General features: G+C 70.4%; 20 protein-coding genes. 6 read left to right on the forward strand and 14 right to left on the reverse strand.

The window, feature by feature from the left end; translation table 11 throughout:
• Positions 1–190: 190 nt before the first annotated feature.
• The 7 genes from nadE to WBG79_RS24785 form a co-directional block, all read right to left on the reverse strand.
• Complete coding sequence (gene nadE / locus WBG79_RS24755; RefSeq protein ID WP_443147515.1) at positions 191–1165, reverse strand: NAD(+) synthase; 975 nt, start codon at positions 1163–1165, stop codon at positions 191–193.
• Between the two features lie 23 nt (positions 1166–1188).
• Positions 1189–2745, reverse strand: a complete 1557-nt coding sequence (locus tag WBG79_RS24760) for a class I adenylate-forming enzyme family protein (protein WP_337359917.1) — start codon at positions 2743–2745, stop codon at positions 1189–1191.
• 36 nt (positions 2746–2781) lie between these two features.
• A complete protein-coding gene (locus tag WBG79_RS24765) occupies positions 2782–3048 on the reverse strand; it encodes an acyl carrier protein (RefSeq protein WP_337359918.1) in 267 nt (88 codons plus the stop codon).
• A gap of 11 nt (positions 3049–3059) precedes the next feature.
• Positions 3060–5012 carry an asparagine synthase (glutamine-hydrolyzing) gene (gene asnB, locus WBG79_RS24770; protein ID WP_337359919.1) on the reverse strand — a complete coding sequence of 651 codons (1953 nt, stop codon included), beginning with the start codon at positions 5010–5012 and terminating at the stop codon, positions 3060–3062.
• A gap of 206 nt (positions 5013–5218) precedes the next feature.
• Entirely contained in the window at positions 5219–6340 is a 1122-nt protein-coding gene (locus WBG79_RS24775) for a hypothetical protein (RefSeq protein WP_337359920.1), read from the reverse strand.
• A gap of 8 nt (positions 6341–6348) precedes the next feature.
• Positions 6349–7752 (reverse strand): lipopolysaccharide biosynthesis protein, encoded by a 1404-nt coding sequence (locus tag WBG79_RS24780; protein WP_337359921.1) that lies wholly within the window; start codon positions 7750–7752, stop codon positions 6349–6351.
• Between the two features lie 302 nt (positions 7753–8054).
• Positions 8055–8237, reverse strand: coding sequence for a hypothetical protein (locus WBG79_RS24785; RefSeq protein WP_337359922.1), 183 nt, complete (start codon positions 8235–8237; stop codon positions 8055–8057).
• Positions 8238–8423: 186 nt separating this feature from the next.
• On the opposite strand from WBG79_RS24785, the gene WBG79_RS24790 reads away from it, so the two are divergent.
• Positions 8424–9341, forward strand: coding sequence for a 2-dehydropantoate 2-reductase (locus WBG79_RS24790; RefSeq protein ID WP_337359923.1), 918 nt, complete (start codon positions 8424–8426; stop codon positions 9339–9341).
• Between the two features lie 16 nt (positions 9342–9357).
• On the opposite strand, the gene ppk2 is transcribed toward WBG79_RS24790, so the two are convergent.
• The gene (ppk2, locus tag WBG79_RS24795) at positions 9358–10419 is read right to left on the reverse strand and encodes a polyphosphate kinase 2 (RefSeq protein ID WP_337359924.1); all 1062 of its coding nucleotides are present in this window, start codon (positions 10417–10419) and stop codon (positions 9358–9360) included.
• A 349-nt stretch (positions 10420–10768) separates the two neighbouring features.
• Between ppk2 and WBG79_RS24800 the strand changes: the two genes are divergently transcribed.
• Positions 10769–12445, forward strand: coding sequence for a formate--tetrahydrofolate ligase (locus WBG79_RS24800; protein WP_337359925.1), 1677 nt, complete (start codon positions 10769–10771; stop codon positions 12443–12445).
• Positions 12446–12461: 16 nt separating this feature from the next.
• On the opposite strand, the gene WBG79_RS24805 is transcribed toward WBG79_RS24800, so the two are convergent.
• Positions 12462–13031 carry a hypothetical protein gene (locus WBG79_RS24805; RefSeq protein ID WP_337359926.1) on the reverse strand — a complete coding sequence of 190 codons (570 nt, stop codon included), beginning with the start codon at positions 13029–13031 and terminating at the stop codon, positions 12462–12464.
• A gap of 156 nt (positions 13032–13187) precedes the next feature.
• Here WBG79_RS24805 and WBG79_RS24810 point away from each other — a divergent pair, with 156 nt between their 5' ends.
• Together WBG79_RS24810 and WBG79_RS24815 are read left to right on the forward strand one after the other, a co-directional pair.
• The gene (locus WBG79_RS24810) at positions 13188–13574 is read left to right on the forward strand and encodes a hypothetical protein (RefSeq protein WP_337359927.1); all 387 of its coding nucleotides are present in this window, start codon (positions 13188–13190) and stop codon (positions 13572–13574) included.
• A gap of 6 nt (positions 13575–13580) precedes the next feature.
• A complete protein-coding gene (locus WBG79_RS24815) occupies positions 13581–13964 on the forward strand; it encodes a DUF1850 domain-containing protein (protein WP_337359928.1) in 384 nt (127 codons plus the stop codon).
• 10 nt (positions 13965–13974) lie between these two features.
• Here the strand turns inward: WBG79_RS24815 and WBG79_RS24820 are convergent, their stop codons facing one another.
• Positions 13975–15108, reverse strand: a complete 1134-nt coding sequence (locus WBG79_RS24820; RefSeq protein ID WP_337359929.1) for a site-2 protease family protein — start codon at positions 15106–15108, stop codon at positions 13975–13977.
• 236 nt (positions 15109–15344) lie between these two features.
• On the opposite strand from WBG79_RS24820, the gene WBG79_RS24825 reads away from it, so the two are divergent.
• Entirely contained in the window at positions 15345–17036 is a 1692-nt protein-coding gene (locus WBG79_RS24825; protein WP_337359930.1) for a methyl-accepting chemotaxis protein, read from the forward strand.
• A gap of 64 nt (positions 17037–17100) precedes the next feature.
• Here the strand turns inward: WBG79_RS24825 and WBG79_RS24830 are convergent, their stop codons facing one another.
• The 3 genes from WBG79_RS24830 to WBG79_RS24840 form a co-directional block, all read right to left on the reverse strand.
• Positions 17101–18186: a TRAP transporter substrate-binding protein gene (locus WBG79_RS24830; RefSeq protein ID WP_337359931.1), complete on the reverse strand. Its 1086-nt coding sequence runs from the start codon at positions 18184–18186 to the stop codon at positions 17101–17103.
• Positions 18187–18614: 428 nt separating this feature from the next.
• Positions 18615–19112, reverse strand: coding sequence for a protein-tyrosine phosphatase family protein (locus tag WBG79_RS24835; protein WP_337359932.1), 498 nt, complete (start codon positions 19110–19112; stop codon positions 18615–18617).
• 73 nt (positions 19113–19185) lie between these two features.
• The gene (locus WBG79_RS24840) at positions 19186–19404 is read right to left on the reverse strand and encodes a hypothetical protein (RefSeq protein WP_337359933.1); all 219 of its coding nucleotides are present in this window, start codon (positions 19402–19404) and stop codon (positions 19186–19188) included.
• A gap of 169 nt (positions 19405–19573) precedes the next feature.
• Between WBG79_RS24840 and WBG79_RS24845 the strand changes: the two genes are divergently transcribed.
• Entirely contained in the window at positions 19574–20125 is a 552-nt protein-coding gene (locus WBG79_RS24845; protein ID WP_337359934.1) for a hypothetical protein, read from the forward strand.
• Positions 20126–20263: 138 nt separating this feature from the next.
• On the opposite strand, the gene ettA is transcribed toward WBG79_RS24845, so the two are convergent.
• A complete protein-coding gene (ettA, locus tag WBG79_RS24850) occupies positions 20264–21931 on the reverse strand; it encodes an energy-dependent translational throttle protein EttA (protein WP_337359935.1) in 1668 nt (555 codons plus the stop codon).
• Between the last annotated feature and the right edge of the window lie 197 nt (positions 21932–22128).

The following is a 22128-nucleotide window of genomic DNA, read 5'->3' on the forward strand; positions in this document are numbered from 1 at the left end:
AAGTGTCTCACATGGAGATGCGTACGCTCCGGGATCTCCGCTTTTCCTGGGTGCTCGAGGGCCGGGCGGAGGGGCGCCTTCCGGCTTGTTCGGAACGGGCCGGCCCCCGCCGGGCCGCCGCGGATGCGCAAAGGAAAGCCCGCCCGGACGGGGCCGGACGGGCGGTGCGGATCGAGCGGCTTCGCGGCCCTCACGCGACCAGCAGCGGGGCCTCGTGCAGGTAGCGGGTCGTGCGTCGCTTCGTCTCGATGTCCTTCCAGACGTGCAGGACCTGCTCGCGGGTGAGGCCGGCGGCCTCGGCCACGGCCTCGGCGGGGGCGCCCTCGTCGAGACCGAGCATGCAGATGTCCATCAGGCGCCAGGAGACCGAGAAGTAGAACTCCTCCTGGGTCTGGGCCAGCGACCAGGTGTCGGTCGTCGGCGGCCGGCGGCGAATGTCCTCGGGCACGCCGAGATGGGCGGCAAGGTCGTAGACCTGCGACTTGTAGAGATGCGCGATCGGCTTGATGTCGGCCGCACCGTCGCCGTTCTTGACGAAGAAGCCCTGGTCGTATTCGAGCCGGTTGGGCGTGCCGGCGACGACGAAGTTCAGCCGGTCGGCATGTGTGTACTCGATCAGCTTGCGGGTGCGCTGTTTCATGTTGGTGGCGGCCACCACCGCCAGGTAGACGTCGACCGGCATGCGGAGCGTCTGCTGGACGCCGTCGGGCGACTGGACGACCAGGTAGGATACGTTGAAGCCCTCGTTGCGGATGACGACCTTGCAGGCCCAACCGTCGCCGTAGTCGGGGACGAGGCGGCGGATGGCCTCGTCGCGGCGCCGGTAGCAGCCGAGCGCGGCGAGGGCGGGGCCGATGTCCTCCAGCACGGTCGGCACCCCGAAGGTCTCGGCCACGCGGCGGCCGAGCGTCAGGCTCTCGTCCTCGGAATCGCGCTCGGGCATGAAAATGCCGAGCACGCGCTCCGGCCCGAAGGCGCGGGCCATGAGGGCGACGGTGACGGAGGAATCGATGCCGCCGGACAGGCCGAGCACGGCGCCGCGGCGCTTGAGCTGGCCCACCTGGCGGCGGACGGCGGCGACGATGCGGGCGACCTCCGCTTCCGGGTCCAGGCGCAGGCGGTCGGCCGTGAAGGGGCCGACGGGCTGGGCCGTCCGGGCGAGCATCTCGGGACTGGTCATCTCGTTCATCACTCGGCCGCCTCCCGCGGAATCATCGCGTCCTGTTCGGCGACGAGGCGCCGGCTGATCTTGCCCGTGTCGGTCTTGGGCAGGTCGTCTCGGAACTGGACGTACTTCGGCACCATGAAATCCTCGAGGTGGCGGGCGCAGTGCCGGATCACCTCGGTCTCGGTCAGGTTGGAGCCCGGCTCGAGCGCCACGACGGCCTTGATGGCCGCCCCGAGGATCGGGTCCGGCACGCCGATCACCGCCGTCTCGCGGACGCCGCCGAGCTGGTAGATGACCGTCTCGACCTCCTTGGGGGCGACCTTTTCGCCCTTGGTCTTGATGATGTCGTCCTTGCGGCCGACGAAGTAGAGGAAGCCGTCCTGGTCGGTGCGGAAGAGGTCGCCGGTGTAGAGGACCTTCTCCCAGGGGAACGGCCCCGGGCGCAGCGCCTTGGCGGTGGCGGCCTCGTTCTCCCAGTATCCCTTCATCACGTGGGGCCCGCGGATGACGAGTTCGCCGACCTCGCCGGGCGGCAGGCGCCGGCCGTCCTCGTCGACCACGTAGGCCTCCGTGCCGGGGATGGCGATGCCGACCGAGCCGGGGCGGCTGTCGAGTTCGGCCGGCGGCAGCCAGGTGCAGCGCTTGCACTCGGTCAGGCCGTACATCGAATAGACGGTCGTGCCGGGGAAGATGGCCCGGAGCCGGGCGATATGGGCCGGCGGCAGGGCGGCGGCGGTGTTGGTCAGGTAGCGCAGGGTCGGATAGTCGCCGGGCCGGATGTCCTTCATCTGCAGGATGAGCGCCGCCATGGTGGGCACCAGCGGCAGCCCGGTGACGCGTTCCTCGCGGATCCGCTTGAAGATCGCGGCCGGGAACGTGAAGGACTTCTCGAGCACGAGCGTCGCCCCGACCTTGGCGGCCATCAGGACCTGGTAGAGGCCGTAGTCGAAGGAGACCGGCAGGACGTTCAGGATGACGTCCTCGGCGGTGTTCTCCAGGTAGGTGGTGATCGAGGTGGCGGCGGCGACGACGTTCTGGTGCGTCATCATCACGCCCTTCGGGAAGCCCGTGGACCCCGAGGTGTAGACCAGCATGGCGAGGTCGAGCTCGATGCCGGGAACCGGCGCGGGCCCGGGGCCCGCGGCCTCCAGCTCCTCGTAGGCGACGAAGCCGGACGGCAGGGCCTTGGCGCCCGCGACCGCGGCGAGGCTCACGGAGGGCGCCTCGGCGCGGGCGGCGGCCGCGACCTCGGCGGTGCGGGCCTGGGTCAGGAGCGCGCGGGCGCGGCAATTGTTGAGGATCCAGGCGAGCTTGTCGGCCTTGGTCGACGGGTTGACCGGGCTGAACACGGCACCAGCCTTGAGGGCGCCGAAGACCGAGATCACGGTCTCGGCGGCGTTGTCCATGAAGAGGACGACGCGGTCGCCCCGCTCGACGCCGCGCGCCGCCAGGGCGCGGGCGAGGTTGTCGCTGAGGGCGTCGAGCTCGGCGAAGGAGAGGCGGCGCGCGCCGGCCACCAGCGCGGTCTTTTCCGGGAAACGGCGGGCGCTCGCCCGCAGGAAGTCTTCGACGCGCATGGGGCCTCCTCGCGCAGGGATTCCGGGTCGGGCCGTTCAGGCTGCGGCGGCGAGGCCGCGCTTGCGCTCGACGAAGGCCGCGATGGCGGCGATGGAGTCGAGGTTCTCGGGGACGATGTCGGCATCGGCCACCGGCACGCCGAGGTCGGTCTCCAGGAAGCCGACCAGCTCGAGAACGCCGGTGGAATCGATGACGCCGGCCTCCAGGAGTGAGGACTCGGCGGGGAAGTTCTCCAGGTCGTCGGCGAAGAGGAAGTTGTCCTCGATGAAGCGGCGGATGCGGGCTTCGATGCTGTCCGTCATGGCAGGGCCTTTCAGGCGGTCAGGGAAAGGGGAAGGTGGCTGCGCGCCGGCGCGAAGAGCCGGTGCCAGAGTTCGGTCGAGACGATGCCGACGAGGGCGGTGTTGTCCTTGAAGCCGACCGGGCGGCCGGAGGCGCACTTGGCGACGAGCCGGGCGACGGCGCGCGGGTCGAAGACGCCCGTGTCGGCGAGCGCGGCGGGGGAGAGGCGCTCGGCGACCCAGTCCGGCGCCTGCGCGCCCAGGAAGGCGGGGCTGTCGGGGGCGCGGTAGGGCTGCTTGGGGCGCGTGCCGATCACCGGCGGCAGGAGGTCCGCGAAGGCCTCGCGCAGGATGTGTTTCTCGCGCAGCGTGCGCAGCTTCAGCCGCGGCGGGATGCGGCCGGCGAACTCGACGACGCGGTGGTCCAAGAAGGGGAAGCGTCCCTCCACGGCGTGCGCCATCGCGACCCGGTCGCCCTGGCTCGACAGGATGTAGCCGGGCAGCAGGTGGGCGCATTCGAGATACTGGGCCTGCGACAGCGGGTGCCAGCGGTGGAAGCGCTCGGGCAGGCGGGCGCGCAGGTCGTCGAGGGCGTCGTAGCCCGCGGTCGCGGCCTTCATCTCGGCGGAGAAGAATACCTTGGCGGCAGCCGTGCTGCGGAAGCGCGGAAGGTGCGAGAAGAGCGGGTCCGCGGCCTCGTCGGCGCGCACGCCGAAGAAGGCCTCGAGATACTTCTGCGACTGGCCCTGCAGGCGCGGGAGGTAGGGGTAGAGCCGGCGCAGGAGGCGGGGGCGCATCGCGGAGGCGGGGTCGGCCGCGATGAAGCGGCGGATCTTGGCCTCCTTGAAGATGTCGTAGCCGGCGAAGACCTCGTCGGCGCCCTCGCCGGTCAAGACGACCTTGTAGCCTTCCTGGTGGACGAGGCCGGAGAGGCGGTGGAGGGGGGCAGGGGCGGTGCGCAGGATCGGGCGCTCGGTGGCGCGGATCACGTCGGGGAAGTCCCGTCCGATGTCGCCGGCGGTGCAGCGCACCGACAGGTGCTCGGTGCCGAGCGCCTCGACCATGGCGGCCTGGAAGGGGGCCTCGTCGAACTCGTCGGTCTCGAAGGTGACCGAGAAGGTCTTCAGGCGGTCGGGGCGGATGGCCTTGACGGCGGCGGTCACGATCGAGGAGTCGAGGCCTCCGGACAGGTAGGCGCCGACCGGCACGTCGGAGCGCAGCCTGATGCGGGTCGCGTCGAGGAGCAGGGCCCGCAGCTCGTCGCGGATCGCGGCCTCAGGGCGCGTGTCGACGGCGTCGCCGAGGTCGGGATAGTCGAGGGACCAGTAGGGGCGCACCACCGTCCGGCCCGGCTCGGCCAGGATCATGTGGCCGGGCGGCAGTTCCTCGATGCCCTTGAAGGGGGTGCGCGGGGCGAGCGGGAACCAGAGCGTGAAGATCTGGTCGAGCGCGACGGGGTCGAGTTCGGCCTCGATGCCGGGCACTTCGAGGAGGGCCTTCACCTCGGAGGCGAAGTAGAGGCAGCCGCCGCGGGTCGCGTGGAACAGGGGCCGCACCCCCATGCGGTCGCGGGCCACGAGCAGCCGGCGCCGGGCGGCGTCATGGAGCGCGAAGGCGAAGTCGCCGTTGAAGCGGGTGACGCAGTCCGGGCCCCAGGCGCGGTAGGCCTCCAGGATGACCTCGGTGTCGCTGTCGGTCCGAAAGCGGTGGCCGCGGGCGGCGAGCTCGGCCTTGAGCTCGATGTAGTTGAAGATCTCGCCGTTGAAGGTCACTGCGACGCTGCCGTCCGGCGTGGTCATCGGCTGGGCGCCCGTGGCGAGGCCGATGATGGCGAGCCGCGCGTGGGCGAAGCCGAAGCCCGGCTCGACGAGGATGCCGCTGCGGTCCGGCCCACGGTGGCCGATCGCTGCGATCATCCTCTCCAGGAGAGCGACTTCGGCCGCCGCCGGCGCCACGTTACCGAAAAAGCCGGCGATTCCGCACATTCGTCCGATCCCCAATCTCTTTATGCCGCAAGGATAACTCAGCACTATGAGTAGCTTCTAAATCAGGTTCCGTAATTTCAGCAGTGGAAAGCTTCAATACGCATTGCTGATGGATTCAAGCTATATTTTTTCTTTACGGCTTACTACGATGGCATTTCTTGGGTAACGTTAACGAATCTCAATTTGACTGCGCGCGGGGCGCTGGATCAGATAAGGGCGTTGCCGATGAGCCGGATCCAGTTCTCCACGGCGAGCCCGGTGGCCAGGGCGTCCCCGGCGGCGAGCGGCTCGAACAGCGTCGCGTCGGCGGCGTGGACGAGCAGCGAGGCGCGATGAAGGAACACGGTCCGGCGGGCGGCCAGGGCGTGGGTGAAGGCCGGCTCGGCCCGTCCCTTGATGCCGACGGCGCCGCGCGCGCGGGCGTCGGCGACGAGGCGGGCGACGACGTCCGCCTCCCGGCCGGGATGGGCCAGGATGTTGAGCACCTGCGCGATGCCGTCCCGGCGCACGTGGTAGAGGAAGAGACCGACCGGCGCGCCGCGGCGGTCGCGGACCAGCCGGACCACGAAGTCGCCGAAGAGCGCCTTGGTGCGCGCCTCCTGCAGGCGATGCAGGATCTCCTCGACGGTCCAGTCCGGACGGAAGCGGCGCGAGGCGGAGAGGGCGAAGACGTGGGCGGCCGCCTCCGCAGGGCCGACGTCGACGTCGGAGCCGTGGGGGTCCGGCGCGAGCCCGTCGTCCACGAGGCGCGCCGCGAAGCGATCGAGCGCGCGGGCGGGCAGGGCCGCGGCCCGGGCGAGCGGCAGAGCGCGCCCGGCGAGCGCGACGGCCAGTCCCGCCGGGCGGAGGACGGTCAGGAAGTCGAGGCTGTAGCCAGGGATGGCGCGGCCGCCGATGCGGGCCCAGAGGCGCTCGGAAATGGGGTTCGCGGTCTCGCTCAGGGTCAGCTCGGTGTCGGGGCCGGAGACGGCACGCACTAGGCGCGCGCCGGCGAGCGGGTTCTCCTCCGGGCGGTCCACCATCAGCGTGCCGGCCACCGAGACCTCGACGGGGCGGCCGTCGATGAGGAAGCGGGCGGGCAGCACGCCCACGAAGCCCGAGACCGAGCCGGCGTCGTCGACGAAGACGCGCGAGGCGCTCGGCTCGTCGGCGCGGCGCGGCGCCAGGAAATGCTCCCGGAAGCAGGCCACGAGGTCGCGGGAGGGCTGGGTCGCCGACTTGCGGAAGGTCCTCAGGAACAGGGCCGCCACGGCCGGGGCGTCGTCGGCGCCGAAGGGGCGGACGCCGCCGGAACGGGCCGCGGTGCCGGCCGGAGGATTCGGTTTCACCGCCACGGTCATCGGAAGGCAGGCTCCGCTCCGCGCCGGTTCCTGGGGGCGAGCACGAAGGCGTTGAGCCCGAGGCGCCGGCGGACGGTCAGGCACAGGAGGACCGACTCGACCACCATGGCGCCGGCGACAGCGGCGGCGGCGCCGGGAAGCCCGAAGGGCGGGACCAGGACGAGGGCCGCCGACAGGTTGGTGGCGAAGGCCGCGGCGTAGATGGCCGCCGTCGCCCTCTGCTCGCCGAGCATGGTGAGGAGCCGTTCGGCCGGGCCGACCGCGGCACGTGCCATGAGGCCGAGTGAGAGGATGAAGAGAAGCGGCGTCCCGGCGGCGAAATCCGGCCCGAAGAGGCCGAGGATCTGGTGCCCGAAGGCGAGCAGGACGCCCGTCATGGCGAGCGACGTCCAGAAGGTCAGCCGCACCGCCAAGGCGAGGAGGCGCTCGAGGCCGGCCTGGTCGCCCGCCACCTTGTACTGGACGAAGGTGTGGCCGAAGACCGAACTGACCGCGTAGGTGATGAACTGGGTGAGGGCCAGGGTCTTCACCGAGGCATAGTAGATCGCGACCTTCTCGGGCGTCACGAACGCGTTGAGGACGATCAGGTCGGCGTAGGTGAAGAGGGTCATGAAGGCCCAGGCCGCGAAGATCTGCAGCGAGACCGAGAGCCAGCCGGCGAAACGGTAGTCCCGCGGGCCGGGCTCGACCGAGCGGGCGAGGGCGCGGTCGACGAGCAGCAGCTGTCCCAGCATCACCGCCCAGGTGGAGGCGACGGCGGCGGTCATGGCCTGGGCCGCGTCCGTGGTCAGGCCGAGGCCGTGCGCGGCGGCCACCAGCAGGATGACGAGCAGCGGCCGAACCAGGAAGGGCGGCACGAGGGCCAGGTGGACGCGGTCGTAGGATCGGGCGATGCCGTCCAGGAGGTTGCCGAGCGCATAGGCGGGCAGCGCCGCCGCCGCAATGGTGAGGACGACGGGGTCCGACTCGGCGAGCGACCCGGCGAAGACCCGTACGAGGCCGACCGCGACGAGGGCCGCCACCGTCCCGGCGGCGAAAACGAAGAGCCGACTGGCGGACAGGAAGCCGCGCAGGAGCGCGCCCTCGCCGCCGTGCCGATATTCGGGGATGATCCGTTGGGCCGAGAAGGCGAAGCCGAGGGGGATCAGGTCGCCGATCGCGATGACGAGAGTCCAGGCGTAGACGTATTTTCCGAAGTCGTGGCTGCCCATCCAGCGCGCGAGCAGGATCTGGGTGACGAACATGACCGCGGCGCTGGCCACGCGGATGCCGAATGCGAAGCCTGCGCGCAGCGGCGCTCCGGCGTGCTCGCCCTCGCCCGCCATCATCTGCCGCAGGCGTGCGAGGGGCGTCGGCCCCTGCCGTGCCGCCCCGACAGCCGCTTCGGAATTGATGCTCACCCGCCAGCCTTCCCGGTCTCTATCCCGAGGCCATCATGTGCGGTGCGGGCTTTCGTCCTGATTACCCCGGGACACGCGAGGGATCCCGATCGGCGATCGTGGTATCCGAAGGGTCAACGGCCCGACAGGGCGCTGTAGGGAAAAGCGAAGCCGTTGACGTTACGGCACATTCGAGGCGATGACCGGACAATCTGATCGACGCGTTTCGTTCCGCTAATATTCCGGTTTCGGCCCATATTCATATGCATAACTGTGCAAGTATCATTCGCTTGTGCGGAACATAACGAGTTCGAATGACGAGGTTACCGGAAGGCCGAGGCCGTGCCGACCGGCGGGGACACCGCGGGCGTGCGCTGGAGCATGACGGCGCTCACCATCGCGAAGGCGACCGCCACCAGCATGACGTCCAGGAGCCGGGGTCGCCGGGCCGCACGGGCACCGGGCGGGCGAGGCACCGGGCGCCGCGTCGTTGTGGTGTCGTCCATCCGGCCGTCTCCATCTTCTTCATTCTGGTCATCAATGTCGATCGAACGGGTCGACTTCGTCAATTCCAAACTTGAGGCCGACCTCGGAACGGGAATCCGCCGGACCGCCCGGGCGGGCAAAACGCCCGGGTTGCAGGCGCGGGCCCGTCGTGCCAACTGAGGCGATCCGGTCGGAGGAGGAGCGGCATGCGGATCGCGGTGATGGGGACGGGCGGCGTCGGCGGCTATTTCGGCGGCAAGCTCGCGGCGGCGGGCTTCGACGTCGGCTTCGTCGCCCGCGGGGCACACGGGGCGGCGCTGGCGGCGGAGGGGCTGACGATCGAAAGCGGGGTCACGCCGATCGAGCGGATGCCGATCCGCGTCGTGTCGGATCCGGCTGAACTCGGGCCGGTCGATCTCGTGCTCTTCGCGGTCAAGCTCTGGGACACGGAGGGTGCGGTCGAGCAACTCAAGCCGGTGCTGACGGCCGATACGGTGGTGATCTCGTTCCAGAACGGGGTCGACGCGGGCGACCGGATCGCCGCGATGATCGGCGCGGGGCATGTCGCCGGCGGGGTCTGCCACATCGGCGCCTCGATCGCCCGGCCGGGGGTCATCCGCCATCTGGGGACCTTGGCGCGCCTCACCGTCGGAGCCTTCGACGGGGCGGTGGACCCGCGGCTCGAGGCCTTCTCGGCGGCCTGCACCCGGGCCGGCATCGACCACGCGCTGACCGGCGACATCCGCCGGGCGATCTGGGAGAAGTTCGTGTTCCTCTCGGCGATGAGCGGCGTCACGGCCCTGACGCGCCGGCCGATCGGCGACATCCGGGCGGATCCGGACCTGCGCGCCTTCTTTCACGACGCGGTGCGCGAGACGGTTGCGGTGGCGCGGGCGCGCGGGATCGGGATCCCGGCGGAGCAGGCCGACAAGGTGATGGGCTTCGCCGATGCGCTGCCGGCGGGCATGAAGGCCTCGATGCTGCACGACCTCGAGCGCGGGGCGCGGCTGGAGTTGCCGTGGCTTTCCGGCGCGGTGGTCCGGATGGGCGCGGAGGCCGGCGTGCCGACCCCCGTGCACCGGGCGATCTGGTGCGCGCTGAAGCTGGACGCGGCCGGCCGCTGATCCGGCCGGCCCCTCCTCAGCGCTTCAGGTCGGGGTGGGTGCTCTTGTCCAGGAGCTTGGTGTCGCGGCCGATGACGTGCTCGGTCGTGCCGACGATCAGCGGGTCCGGGCCGGAGACGAGCGACAGGTCCTTGTTGGGGTAGGGCAGGCTCGACAGGAAGTGCTGCATGGCGTTGAGGCGTGCGCGCATCTTGTCGTTGGACTTCACGATCACCCAGGGGGCGTCGGCGGTGTCGGTGTAGAAGAACATCGCCTCCTTGGCCTCGGTGTAGTCGTCCCATTTGTCGAGCGAGGCGCGGTCGATCGGCGAGAGCTTCCACTGCTTCAGGGGATCGGTCTCGCGCGACATGAAGCGCCGGCGCTGTTCCTCCCGGGTGACGGAGAACCAGTACTTGTAGAGGCGGATGCCGGAGCGGACGAGCATGCGCTCGTAGTCGGGGCACTGCCGCATGAATTCCAGATACTCGGTGGGCGTGCAGAAGCCCATCACCCGCTCGACGCCGGCGCGGTTGTACCAGGAGCGGTCGAACATCACGATCTCGCCGGCGGCCGGCAGGTGGGCGATGTAGCGCTGGAAGTACCACTGGGTCTTCTCGCGCTCGGTCGGCTTCTGCAGCGCGACCACCCGGGCGGTGCGCGGGTTCATGTGTTCCGTGAAGCGCTTGATGGTGCCGCCCTTGCCGGCGGCGTCGCGCCCCTCGAACAGCACGACGATCTTCTGCCCGGTCTGCTCGACCCAGTGCTGCGCCTTGAGAAGCTCGCGCTGCAGTTCCAGCTTGTGCGCCTCGTAGACCTTCGCGCGCATCTTGGTCTTGTAGGGATACTCCCCGGACTCGAACATGTGCCGGATCGTCTCCGGATCCTTGCGCATCTCCGCGATGGTCGGCGCCGCCGGCTCGGCGGGTGCAGGGGTCGCGGGGGCCTTGGCGGCCGGAGCCTTGTCGCGCTTCCCCTTGGCCTCCTTGCCGGGCTTCCCGGCCGGCTCGGTCGCGGCGACCGCGGCGGCGAGGACGGCGTCGGCGGAGGCCGGCTTCAGCACGGCCTCTGTCGCGACCGCGACGGCCGGGGTGGCGTCCATGGACTTGGTATCCGGTATCCCTGTGCTATCCATATGCAGTTCCCCCGATCCGGCTGTCCCGGACGGTCTCCCGCGGCGAGCCCGATGCGAACGGGCTTCCCACGAGGGTCGTCTTCTGGACAGCACTCCAGGAGAGCGTAGGGGAAGTTCGTTGTCGGGGAATTGAGCCGGCTCAAGGGTCGACTACTTACGCAGTCCCGCGTAGGAAGGATCGGGAGACGGCACGGAAGCTCGTCCGGCTTGTCGCGTGCGCCCTCGTCGCATGGACAGGGCGGCGGCCGGATGCGACCAAAGTCCAACGCGCCCGCGAGCGGGCCTGAGTTTGCCAGAAACCGGTGAGGAACGTCCCATGAAGAGCGACATCGAGATCGCCCGTAGCGTCACCCCGCAGCCGATCGTGAAGATCGCCGAGAAGCTCGGAATCCCGTACGAGTCGCTCTACCCCTACGGCCACCACATCGCGAAGGTGTCGAACGAGTTCATCGCCGCGCAGGAGGGCCGCCCGGACGGCAAGCTCATCCTCGTCACCGCCATCAACCCGACGCCGGCCGGCGAAGGCAAGACCACCACCACGGTCGGCCTCGGCGACGGCCTCACGCGGATCGGCAAGAAGGCGGCGATCGCGCTGCGCGAGCCCTCGCTCGGCCCCTGCTTCGGCGTCAAGGGCGGCGCGGCGGGCGGCGGCTGGGCGCAGGTGATCCCCATGGAGGCGATCAACCTCCACTTCACGGGCGACTTCCACGCCATCACGTCGGCGCACAACCTGCTCGCCGCGATGCTCGACAACCACATCTACTGGGGCAACGGGCTCGATATCGATCCGCGCCGCGTCGCCTGGCGGCGCGTGCTCGACATGAACGACCGGGCGCTGCGGTCGATCGTCTCCTCGCTCGGCGGCGTCTCCAACGGATTCCCGCGCGAGGACGGCTTCGACATCACGGTCGCCTCGGAGGTGATGGCGGTGTTCTGCCTCGCCACCGACCTCGCCGACCTCGAGGCACGGCTCGCCAGGATGGTCGTGGCCGAGACCCGCGGCAAAGGCTCGATCACCGCGGGCGACCTCAAGGCTTCGCCGTCCATGACGGTCCTCCTCAAGGACGCCTTCCAGCCGAACCTCGTGCAGACCCTCGAGGGCACGCCCGCCTTCGTGCACGGCGGTCCCTTCGCCAACATCGCGCACGGCTGCAATTCCGTCCGGGCCACCAAGACGGCGCTGAAGCTTGCCGACTACGTGGTGACGGAGGCCGGCTTCGGGGCGGACCTCGGGGCGGAGAAGTTCTTCGACATCAAGTGCCGCAAGGCCGGGCTCGCGCCCGACGCGGCCGTCATCGTGGCGACCGTCCGGGCGCTCAAGATGCATGGCGGCGTCAAGAAGGACGACCTCGGCAAGGAGAACCTGACGGCGCTGGAGGCGGGCTTCGCCAACCTCGCCCGTCACGTCGAGAACGTCGCCAAGTTCGGCGTGCCCGCGGTGGTCGGCATCAACAAGTTCGTGTCCGACACGGACGCCGAGCTGAAGCTGATCGTCGACCTGTGCCGCGAGAAGCTCGGCGTCACGGCGATCATCTGCACCCACTGGGCCGACGGCTCGGCGGGGTCCGAGGCGCTGGCACGGGCGGTCGTCGAGCTCGCCGAGGGGCCGCGCGCCAAGGCCTTCAGCCCGCTCTATCCTTCCGACATGCCGCTTCTCACCAAGGTCGAGACGATCGCCAAGGAGATCTACCGGGCCGGCTCGGTGGTGGCGGACAGCAAGATCAAGAAGCGCTTCAAGGACCTGGAGGCGGCCGGCTACGGCGACTTGCCGATCTGCGTCGCCAAGACCCAGTCGAGCTTCTCGGCCGACCCGGAGGTGAAGGGCGCACCTACGGGGCACGCCATCCCGGTCCGCGAGGTGCGGCTCTCGGCGGGCGCGGGCTTCCTGGTCGTCATCTGCGGAGACATCATGACCATGCCTGGCCTGCCGAAGATCCCCTCGGCGGAGCACATCCGGCTCGGCGCCGACGGGCTCATCGAGGGGCTCAGCTGAGCGCCGCCCGCCGGCTTCACCGGTAGGCGGACAGCATGGCGCGGAAGGCCGGCTCGGCCTTCTCCAGGTCGGCCGGGTCCTCGGCGGCGAGGATCAGGCCGACCGCGAAGGCGTTGCCGTCCCGGTCCTGGTCGGCGAGCGTCGCGACCCGCTCCAGCACCGTCCGGCCGCCCTGGTCCTCGACCACGTCGTAGACCGGCACCGCGCCGCGCCCGCCCGGGCCGGCGAGATCGGGGCGCGGCTCGATGGTCACGTCGGGGTTGTCCTCGCGAAAACGCGCCTGGTCGCCGGCCACGATCTCGGCAAGCGGCAGCTTGGGCTCGTTGGGGACGGCGCGGACGTAGATCCAGGCCGGCGCTGCGTCGAAGGTGGTGCCCGCCGGGATGAAGAGGAGGACGCCGTCCTCCCGGCCCGACCGGTCCTCGACCCAGCCCTCCGGGGGCGCCGCGCCGGCCTCGAAGAAGGGGCAGAGCGCCTTGCCTTCCGGGCAGGGCGTCAGGTGCTTGATCACCTCCGCGCCCGCGGGGGCGGCGAGGCAGAGCGGGACGGCCAGGGCGGCGAGAGCGGCGAGGCGCGCGGGATGCATGGGAACTCCTGCGGAGCCCGGGTTCGTGGCGGGGGAGGGGCTCCGGACCGGCGAGCTTGCATGGGGACGGCTGAATGTCGCATGAACCGGGCGGGGCCGGCGTGGCACTGAAGGAACAAGGCGCCCGGACGAGGCGCGGGGAGAGGGAGAGAACGCATGGCGGCCTGTCTCATCGGAGGAGCCAAGGTGGCGGTCGTCGCCGCCGACCTCTTCACGCTGGCCTGGACGGTCGAGGCGACCGGGGTCGAGTGGCGGCGCAGCTACCAGGTGGCGCCGGGAGGCATGGTGGCGGCCGACCTCCGCGCCAAGGCGGTGGAACCTGAGCCGCCGCTGCCGGCCGCGACGCGCGACGGCGACTGGTATGTCTGGCGGGTGCAGCGCCGGGCCTTCCCGGTGGTCGCCTTCGGGGCGGAGCCGGGCACCCGGGACTGGCAGGTCTGCTGGGACGGGTCGTGCAAGCCCCTCGCCGACCTGACCGGCGCGCCCCCCGGCCGCGACATCACCGCCGCGCCCTGCAAGGCGGAGGCGGCCCCGACGCCGTAGCCGGTCATGCCCATCTGCCTGATCTCGGGTGCTAAATCGGTGGTGGTCGCCGCCGAGGTGGTGACGCTCGCCTGGACGCATTCGGTGGAGAAGACCGAGTGGCGGGAGACATACGCGGCGACGCCGGCCGGGCTGCAGATCGTGGAGGCGCGGATCAAGGGTTCGGGGGCCGGGATGGAGCCCGGGGAGGGGGCCCGGCTCGTCGACGGATGGTGGGTGTGGCGACCGGCGCTGCCGGCGCTCGCGTCCGTGCCGCTGGCGCGATCGGGCGCGGTGGCGGACTGGCGGGTCTGCTCGCACCATGCCTGCACGGCGGCCGGCGACCTCGTGCCCGGCGCCGCGCCGGACGCCGGGATGGTGCTGGCGCCCTGCGCGGGCGGACGCCCTTAGGACGCCGCCGTCAGCGGGAGCCCTCCAGGCGCTGGCGGAGATCCAGGGTCTCGAGGAGGTCCTTGAGGGTCAGGAGGCCGACGAGGCGGCCGGCGTCGACGACGAGGAGGCGGCTGTGGCCGCCGGCGCGCATCTGCTCGAGGGCCGCCACCGCGTCGTCGCCCGGGGCGACCACCATGGCGGAGTCGACGGGCTGCATGATCTCCAGAACCGAGGCGGACGGCCAGCGCTCGCGCTCGATCTGGTGCAGGTTGCCGACGACCGCGAGGCCGCGCGGGGCGCCGGAGCCGTCGACCACCGGATAGGCGTCGTGGCGCGAGCGGTAGACCACGTCCTCGACGAAGTGGCCGATCGCCATGGCGGGGCCGACCGTCACCGGGTCGGCCGTCATGAAGCTGGCGACGGTGCGGCCGGTCAGCATGGTGCGGGTGTCGAGGTCGAGGCGGGCCGTCAGGGCCGCGGACCGGATGAAGAAGCCGATCAGCACCATCCAGAGCCCGCCCGAGAAGGCGCCGGCGAGGATCTGGATGAAGCCGAAGGCGGAGACCAGGAGCCCGAGCGCGGCGCCGATGCGGGCCGCCCGGCGGGTCGCCTGGGCGAAGTCGCCGCTGGCGGCCCAGAGCCCGGCGCGCAGGACGCGGCCGCCGTCGAGCGGGAAGGCGGGCAGCATGTTGAAGACGGCGAGGACGAGGTTGAGCGTCGCCACGTAGCGCAGGACGATGCCGGCCGGCTCGTCCGCGCCGAGTCCGAGCGCGAGGTTGAGGCCGTAGAGCACCAGCGCGACGCCCACGCTCATCAGGGGGCCCGCGATCGCCATCAGGAACTCGGCCTTCGGGGTGCCCGGCTCCGCCTCCATTTCGGCGGCACCGCCGAAAAGATGGAGCGTGATGCCGCGCATCGGGATGCCGAAGGCGCGCGCCACCAGCGAATGGGCGAGCTCGTGGACGAGGATCGAGAAGAAGATGCCGGCGACGGCCAGGACGCCCATCGCCCAATAGGTCGCCCGGGCGAGGCCCTCGTGCACGCTCGGGAAATAGCCGCTCGCCAGCGACCAGGCGATCAGCAGGGCGATGAAGGCCCAGCTGAGGTTCACCTTGATGTCGAGCCCGAAGACCCGGAAGAGCGTCAGACTCGACCCGAACATGCGCGATCCCCTTTTTGCCTCCGCGGAGGCAGCTTTCGTTTCGCCGTCGCCGCCCGCGGAACCCCTGCTTGCGGTTTCTAACGGGGTCGGCTTCGCAATTCCTATAGTGCAAAAACGGATACTTTGGAATTTCGTATGTTATTCAAGTTGATTTACCGCCTGTTCACATCGTGCATCCCAGGGTTACGGAGTATCCCCTTACACGACACCAGAGGATCCAGATTATGCTGGGGAACATGAAACTGTCCCGCCTCTTCGCGCTGATGGCCGTAGTTCTCGTGGGCACGACGGCGCTCGTTCTCCTCGGTGTCACTCAGAAGACCCTGCGGGACGATGCCGTCCAGACGGCGGCGGAGCGGCAGGGTCTCGCCATCCGCGTTGTCGCGACGCTCGTGGAGCGAACAGTGCCGGGCGCTGCCGTCACGTGGAAGGAGGGGTCTCCGGTGCGGATCGTGATCCCGACGCTGCCGGATGTCTCGGATCACAAGCTGATCGACGAGGTTTCGCGGATCACCGGCGGGACGGCGACGATCTTCGCTTTCGACGCGGCACGGCGGGATTTCGTCCGGATGACGACCTCGGTCAAGAAGGCGGACGGCAGCCGGGCGGTCGGTACCGTTCTGGGCGTCGACAACCCGGTGACGGCCGTGGTGTTGCGCGGAGAGGCGTATCGGGGGGAGGCCGTCATCCTGGACGTCCCCTACTACACGATCTACCAACCCTTCCTCGATTCCAGCGGAGCCGTCGCCGGCCTGCTCTACGCCGGTGTCCGCAAGGCCGACGTGACGCGCGGCGCGGACGCCCTGATGGGGACCGTCCTCACGGTGTCGGCCGGCCTCGTGCTCGTCCTGGCGATCGGGGCGGCGCTGATGGCGCGGCGGCTCGGGCGGCCGATCCTCGATCTCGCGGACGCGGTCGACAAGCTCGCCGGCGGCGCCTTCGAGACGGCCATTCCGCATGTGGAGCGCCGCAACGAGGTGGGCACGATGGCGCGGGCCGTGGTGGTGCTGCGCGACGGGTCCCGGGCGCGCGAGGCTCTGGAACGGGCCGCGGCCGCGGAGGCCAGCGCCAAGTTCGCCCGCCAGTCGGAGATCGACAGGCTGATCGCGGCGTTCCGGGCGGAGATCCGGACGATGCTCGAGGCCATGGCCCGGGCGAGCGAGGACATGCGCGACCGGGCAACCGGCTTCGCCGGTGCCGTGCAGACCACGGCGGACCGGGCGGCGGCGGCCGCCTCCGCCTCGGAAGCCGCTTCGGCGAGTGTCGAAGGGGTCGCGGGCGCGGCCGAGGAACTCGCCGCCTCCATCGCGGAGATCGGCGGCCAGGTGTCGCGCACGAGCGCCATCGTGGGCGAGGCCTCGCGGGGGACCCGGCAGACGGACGTCAAGATTGCGAGCCTCGCGCAGGGCGCACACAAGATCGGCGAGGTCGTGACCCTCATCCAGGCCATCGCCGAGCAGACCAACCTCTTGGCGCTCAACGCGACCATCGAGGCGGCGCGGGCCGGCGAGGCGGGCCGGGGCTTCGCGGTGGTGGCGACCGAGGTGAAGTCGCTCGCCGCCCAGACCGCCAAGGCGACCGAGGAGATCGCCGCCCAGGTCGGGGCGATCCAGCAGGCGACCGCGGAGGCGGTGTCCTCGATCCAGGCGATCACGGCGACCATGGACGAGGCCGACGGGCATGCCGGCGCCATGGCGACGGGTATCCAGCAGCAGGGCGCGGCCACGCGCGAGATCAGCCGCAACGTGGCGACGGCATCCACGGGAACGCGGGGGGTGGCGCAGAACGTTGCGGCCGTTACTGAGGCCTCCCGCCAGGCGCAGCAGAGCGCGGAGGCCTTCGTGTCGGCGGCCCGCTCGATGGCCATGGAGACAAGCCGGGTGAACGAGGCCTTCGACCGCTTCCTCGGGCGGGTTGCGGCGGTCTGAGGCCGCCGGCCCGTCCGGCGGGCCGCCCCGGCCTTACGGGGCGGCCGCGCTCGGCGGGATGGGCTCAGGCCTTGCCCTTCGTCCGCACCATGATGCTGTCGAAGGAGTATTCGCCGACCTGCCACCAGAGCAGGCCTTCGCCGCGGAAGGCGTCATGGCTCTCCAGGGTGCGCTTGTAGAGCGGGTTCGTCGCGGCGATTTCCTGGTGCAGTTCGTTGGTGGCCTTGAGCGCCGCCTCGAGGACCGGGACGGGGAAGGGGCGGAGCTCGCCGCCGCCGGCCGCGATGCGGCGGAGCGCGCCGGGGTTCACGGCGTCGTACTTGGCGAGCATCCAGTTGTTGGCGGCCTCGGCGGCGTTGCGGACGATCGCCTGGTAGCTCTTGGAGAGCTCGTTCCATTTCCCCAGGTTGATGCAGAGGTGCATCATCGCCCCGCCCTCCCAGAAGCCGGGGTAGTAGTAATATTTCGCGATGCGGTGCAGGCCGAGCTTCTCGTCGTCGTAGGGGCCGACGAATTCGGCGGCGTCGAGCGTGCCGCGTTCCAGGGCCGGGTAGATGTCGCTCGGGGCGATCTGCTGGGGCACGACGCCGAGCCGGGCGAGGACGCGACCGCCGAAGCCGCCGACGCGGAACTTCAGGCCGTTCAGGTCGGAAAGCTCCTTGATCTCCTTGCGGAAGAAGCCGCCCATCTGGCAGCCGGAGTTGCCGAGCGGCATTCCGATCGTGTTGAACTTCGCGAGCGCCTCGTTGATGAGCGCGTCGCCGCCGCCGAAGTGCCACCAGCTGTGCTGCAGGCGCGAGTTGAGGCCGAAGGGCATGCCGGTGCCGAAGCCGAGGGCCGGCTCCTTGCCGACGTAGAAATAGGTCGGCGTCTGGGCGCATTCGACGGTGGCGTTGCCGACCGCGTCGAGGGCGGCGAGGCCGGGGACGATCTCGTTGGCGCCGAAGCACTGGATCTCGAACTTGTTGTCGGTCGCCTCGGCGACGTATTTGGCGAAGGTCAGGGCGGTGCCGTAGATCGTGTCGAGCTGCTTGGGGAAGCTGGAGGTCAGCCGCCACTTGATCGTGGGCGCCTGCTGGGCGATCGCGGGGGCGGCGACCACCGAGGCGGCGCCGGCGCCCGCGGCGGTCAGGAACTGTCTGCGCTTCATGAGAAATCCTCCCTGGCCCGGACCGGCGCGACGTTCGCGCCAGGTGCCGTACGGGTCCGGCGCGATGCGAGCACAGTCGCGGTGCGGCGGTCAATGCGGGTAAGGGGCCGAGCGCCGGCGGCCGGGCGCGGGGCTGCAACGCGGGACGGCGCAGGGCGGGCCGTCGGACCGCGTTGAACGGCCGGTGAACGGCGCCTTCAGGGCGGGTTCCGCGGACCCGTCCTAGGGTGGGCCCCAAGTCGAGGCGGCCCATGGCGCCGCCCCGGGAGCCGGACGCGAGCGCGCCGGCTTCCGTCAGCGGGGCCCGCGGCGCTGCAGAATGCCGAGCCCTATCCGGCAAAGGCCGGAGCCCGGATGGTCCGTCCCAGGCGGCACGCCGGCCGATCGGCCGGCGTCGCCCGGTTCGGGGGCGGGGCCGGTCGCGGGGCTCAGCCGCCCGCGACGCGCGCGGCCGCGAAGGCGGCGAATCGGCGAACCCAGTCACGCTGCGCGTCGGTCTCCGGCACGGCACAGCCGCGCGCGGCCGAGACGGCCGCCATGGCCTCCTCGGGGGCGGCGCCGAGCGCGCAGAGAATCGCCGACGTGACCATGCCCGAGCGTCCGATCCCCGCCCGGCAATGAACCGCGACTGTGTCGCCGCCGGCGATCTGGTCGGCGAGGGCGGCCACCAGGGCCGCGGAGGCCTCGAAGTCGGCCGGGACGGAGAAGTCGGGGACGGGGACGTTCAGGAAATCCATGCCGGCCCGGCGGCAGCGCAGGGCCTCGTCGGTGAGGGCGAGCCGCTCGGCCTCCTCGGCGGGCAGGAGCGAGACCACGAGCGCCACCCCGGCGGCGGCGAGCCCCGGGAACTGGTCGCGGATCGGCGCGGGCATGATGACGAGCCGGCCGGCGGCGGGGGTCTCGATCGGGTAGAGGGTCGGGGTCATGGCGGGCTCCTCGGGCAGAGCCTCGCCGTCCCGCCGCGCCTGTCAACCGGGTCCGCGCGGGACGCGCAAGGGTTCAGCGCCGGCTCGCCAGATAGAGGTAGAGCCGCATGGACCGCTCCGGCCTGTGCCGGTTGACGAGCGCGATCTCGAAGGCCGAGATGCGATTGCCGTCCACACCGGAGCCGAGCGACCACAGGATCGAGACCCGATAGCGGATCATCGTCGCGGCGAGGCCGGTCAGGCCGATGCCGAGGGCGAAGACGGAGGCGGACGCGGCGGCGAGGTCGGGCATGGGTCTGGCCCCCGAAACTGTTTCTTACAACATATTACACACCGCTCCGATCGAGGCAAAGAGGCTGTTAACCGCTTCGCAACCTTTCGGTGGAAAAGCCGGATGCGACTGTCGGTTGTTGTAAACAAGGACGCGGGATGGCATGGTCTAAGGATCCCGGGGGTGACGCATGGGCCAGTATGACGCGGCGGACCGAGCCCAGGCTGCGGTGGCGGCGAAGCTGCAGGCGGAGCTCGCGCTCGACGCCCAGGTCCTGCTCGCCAAGTACAGGGCATTCTCGGGCATCGTTCCCGGATTCGGGGAGCGGGCGCTCGTCGAGGTGATCGAGCCCATGGTCGAGGAGATGGTGCGCAGCGTGCGGGAACCGGCCCCGGAGGCCGAGCCCGCCGCAGTGCAGGGGCGCGGTGCCGAGGCCGCCGAGAGCCCGGGGATCGTGCATCACCTGGAGCCGCGCCGGCCGGTGCCGCCGAGCTACGTCCAGCACCCGACCTCGGAGATCCAGGCCTGCATCGTGCAGACGCTCGAGGCGAGCGGCGACCCGATGCGCATCGACGACCTGCAGACGAGCCTGGAGGACCAGCGCTTCTCCGTCACGTCCTCGAACCTCTCGGTCATCCTCCACCGCATGGTGCGCAACGGCCTGATCCACCGCCCGATGCGCGGGGTCTATGCGGCGTTGCCGGCCGATCCCGCCCAGGTGCGACGGGTGCGCGGCGAGTAGACTGAAATCTGTAAGATCACCGCTCCGACCGCGGCGAACGGCGCCGGGGCGGCATGCTTTCGTATGCAGTGCAATCCGGGGGCGGACGAGCTGGCGGGACGGCGCGGCGCGGAGGTCCCGGGCCGCGCCGCGCGGGGGTCAGCGCGTCAGGGGCTTGTACCTGATCCGGTGCGGCTCGACGGCGTCGGGGCCGAGGCGGCGCTTCTTGTCGGCCTCGTAGTCCTGGAAGTTGCCTTCGAACCACTCGACGTGGCTGTCCCCCTCGAAGGCGAGCATGTGGGTGGCGATGCGGTCGAGGAACCAGCGGTCGTGGCTGATGATGACCGCGCAGCCGGCGAAGTCCTCGAGGGCCTCCTCGAGCGCCCGCAGGGTCTCGATGTCGAGGTCGTTGGTCGGCTCGTCGAGAAGCAGCAGGTTGGCGCCGGACTTCAGCATCTTGGCGAGGTGGACGCGGTTGCGCTCACCGCCGGAGAGCTGGCCGACCTTCTTCTGCTGGTCGCCGCCCTTGAAGTTGAAGGCCCCGCAATAGGCACGCGAGTGCATCTCCTTCTTGCCCAGGTAGATCACGTCGTTGCCGCCTGAGATCTCCTCCCAGACCGTCTTGTTCGGGTCGAGGGCGTCGCGCGACTGGTCGACATAGCCGAGGCGGACGCTGTCGCCGATCGTGATGGTGCCGCCGTCGGGCTTGTCCTGGCCGGTGATCATGCGGAACAGGGTGGTCTTGCCGGCGCCGTTGGGGCCGATGACGCCGACGATGCCGCCGGGCGGCAGCTTGAAGGTCAGGTCGTCGATCAGCAGGCGGTTGCCGTAGCCCTTGCGCAGGTGGTCGAAGTCGATGACGTTGTTGCCGAGCCGTTCGGCCACCGGGATGATGATCTGCGCCGAGCCGGCGAGCTTGTCGTTGGCCTTCTGGACCAGTTCCTCGTAGCGCTGGATGCGCGCCTTGGACTTCGCCTGCCGGGCCTTCGGGGAGGCCGCGATCCACTCCTGCTCGCGGGCCAGCGTGCGCTGGCGGGATTCCTCCTCCCGGCCCTCCTGCTCGAGCCGCTTCTGCTTCTGCCCGAGCCAGGACGAGTAGTTGCCCTGGTAGGGGATGCCGCGGCCGCGGTCGAGCTCGAGGATCCAGCCCGTGACGTTGTCGAGGAAATAGCGGTCGTGGGTGACGATCAGCACCGCGCCCTTGAACTCGCGCAGGTGCTTCTCGAGCCAGGCGACGGATTCGGCGTCGAGGTGGTTGGTCGGCTCGTCGAGGAGCAGGAGGTCGGGCTCGGAGAGCAGGAGCTTGCAGAGCGCGACGCGGCGGCGCTCGCCGCCGGAGAGCTTGGCCACGTCCGCGTCCGGGGCGGGGCAGCGCAGGGCGTCCATGGCCATCTCGACCTTGGAGTCGAGGTCCCACAGGCCCTGGGCGTCGATCTGGTCCTGAAGGGTGGTCATCTCCTCCATGAGCTCGTCGGAATAGTCCTCGGCGAGCTTCATGGAGATCTCGTTGAAGCGGTCGACCAGGGCCTTCTTGGGGGCGACGCCGAGCATGACGTTGCCGACCACGTCGAGCGCGGGATCGAGGTGCGGCTCCTGCTCGAGGTAGCCGACCTTGGCGCCCTTGGCGACCCAGGCCTCGCCGCTGAAATCCTTGTCGATCCCCGCCATGATGCGCAGCAGCGTCGACTTGCCCGAGCCGTTGATGCCGAGCACGCCGATCTTGGCGTCGGGGAAGAACTGCAGGTGGACGTTGTCGAGAACCTTCTTTCCGCCCGGGTAGGTCTTCGACAGACCGTGCATGTAATAGATGTACTCGTAGGAAGCCATGGGCCTCGCCGCCTCGCGTCCGGGAGAATGGGGGTCGGCGCGCCCTGCCGGGGCGCGCGCGTTGCCGCCTATGTAGCGACAGGCAGGGACGGCGGCAATGGGCGCGGGCCGGGGACGGGGAAGGACGAGGCCGGCCTTCCCTAACGAAAGTTAAGACCTGTGGCGAAAATGTGATCGAGTTGTGAAAGGCGCTTAGT

It is taken from the genome of Prosthecomicrobium sp. N25 (assembly GCF_037203705.1).
Classification (GTDB): domain Bacteria; phylum Pseudomonadota; class Alphaproteobacteria; order Rhizobiales; family Ancalomicrobiaceae; genus Prosthecodimorpha.

What these genes read in the sequence shown, in the direction of transcription:
- WBG79_RS24800 (WP_337359925.1), top strand. Translation starts at nt 10,769, where the DNA reads ATGAAGAGCGACATCGAGATCGCCCGTAGCGTCACCCCGCAGCCGATC.
- WBG79_RS24845 (WP_337359934.1), top strand. Translation starts at nt 19,574, where the DNA reads ATGGGCCAGTATGACGCGGCGGACCGAGCCCAGGCTGCGGTGGCGGCG.
- WBG79_RS24785 (WP_337359922.1), bottom strand. Translation starts at nt 8,237, where the DNA reads ATGGACGACACCACAACGACGCGGCGCCCGGTGCCTCGCCCGCCCGGT.
- WBG79_RS24810 (WP_337359927.1), top strand. Translation starts at nt 13,188, where the DNA reads ATGGCGGCCTGTCTCATCGGAGGAGCCAAGGTGGCGGTCGTCGCCGCC.
- ppk2 (WP_337359924.1), bottom strand. Translation starts at nt 10,419, where the DNA reads ATGGACGCCACCCCGGCCGTCGCGGTCGCGACAGAGGCCGTGCTGAAG.
- WBG79_RS24830 (WP_337359931.1), bottom strand. Translation starts at nt 18,186, where the DNA reads ATGAAGCGCAGACAGTTCCTGACCGCCGCGGGCGCCGGCGCCGCCTCG.
- WBG79_RS24815 (WP_337359928.1), top strand. Translation starts at nt 13,581, where the DNA reads ATGCCCATCTGCCTGATCTCGGGTGCTAAATCGGTGGTGGTCGCCGCC.
- ettA (WP_337359935.1), bottom strand. Translation starts at nt 21,931, where the DNA reads ATGGCTTCCTACGAGTACATCTATTACATGCACGGTCTGTCGAAGACC.
- asnB (WP_337359919.1), bottom strand. Translation starts at nt 5,012, where the DNA reads ATGTGCGGAATCGCCGGCTTTTTCGGTAACGTGGCGCCGGCGGCGGCC.
- WBG79_RS24835 (WP_337359932.1), bottom strand. Translation starts at nt 19,112, where the DNA reads ATGACCCCGACCCTCTACCCGATCGAGACCCCCGCCGCCGGCCGGCTC.
- WBG79_RS24840 (WP_337359933.1), bottom strand. Translation starts at nt 19,404, where the DNA reads ATGCCCGACCTCGCCGCCGCGTCCGCCTCCGTCTTCGCCCTCGGCATC.
- WBG79_RS24765 (WP_337359918.1), bottom strand. Translation starts at nt 3,048, where the DNA reads ATGACGGACAGCATCGAAGCCCGCATCCGCCGCTTCATCGAGGACAAC.
- WBG79_RS24825 (WP_337359930.1), top strand. Translation starts at nt 15,345, where the DNA reads ATGAAACTGTCCCGCCTCTTCGCGCTGATGGCCGTAGTTCTCGTGGGC.
- WBG79_RS24790 (WP_337359923.1), top strand. Translation starts at nt 8,424, where the DNA reads ATGCGGATCGCGGTGATGGGGACGGGCGGCGTCGGCGGCTATTTCGGC.
- nadE (WP_443147515.1), bottom strand. Translation starts at nt 1,165, where the DNA reads ATGCTCGCCCGGACGGCCCAGCCCGTCGGCCCCTTCACGGCCGACCGC.
- WBG79_RS24820 (WP_337359929.1), bottom strand. Translation starts at nt 15,108, where the DNA reads ATGTTCGGGTCGAGTCTGACGCTCTTCCGGGTCTTCGGGCTCGACATC.
- WBG79_RS24760 (WP_337359917.1), bottom strand. Translation starts at nt 2,745, where the DNA reads ATGCGCGTCGAAGACTTCCTGCGGGCGAGCGCCCGCCGTTTCCCGGAA.
- WBG79_RS24805 (WP_337359926.1), bottom strand. Translation starts at nt 13,031, where the DNA reads ATGCATCCCGCGCGCCTCGCCGCTCTCGCCGCCCTGGCCGTCCCGCTC.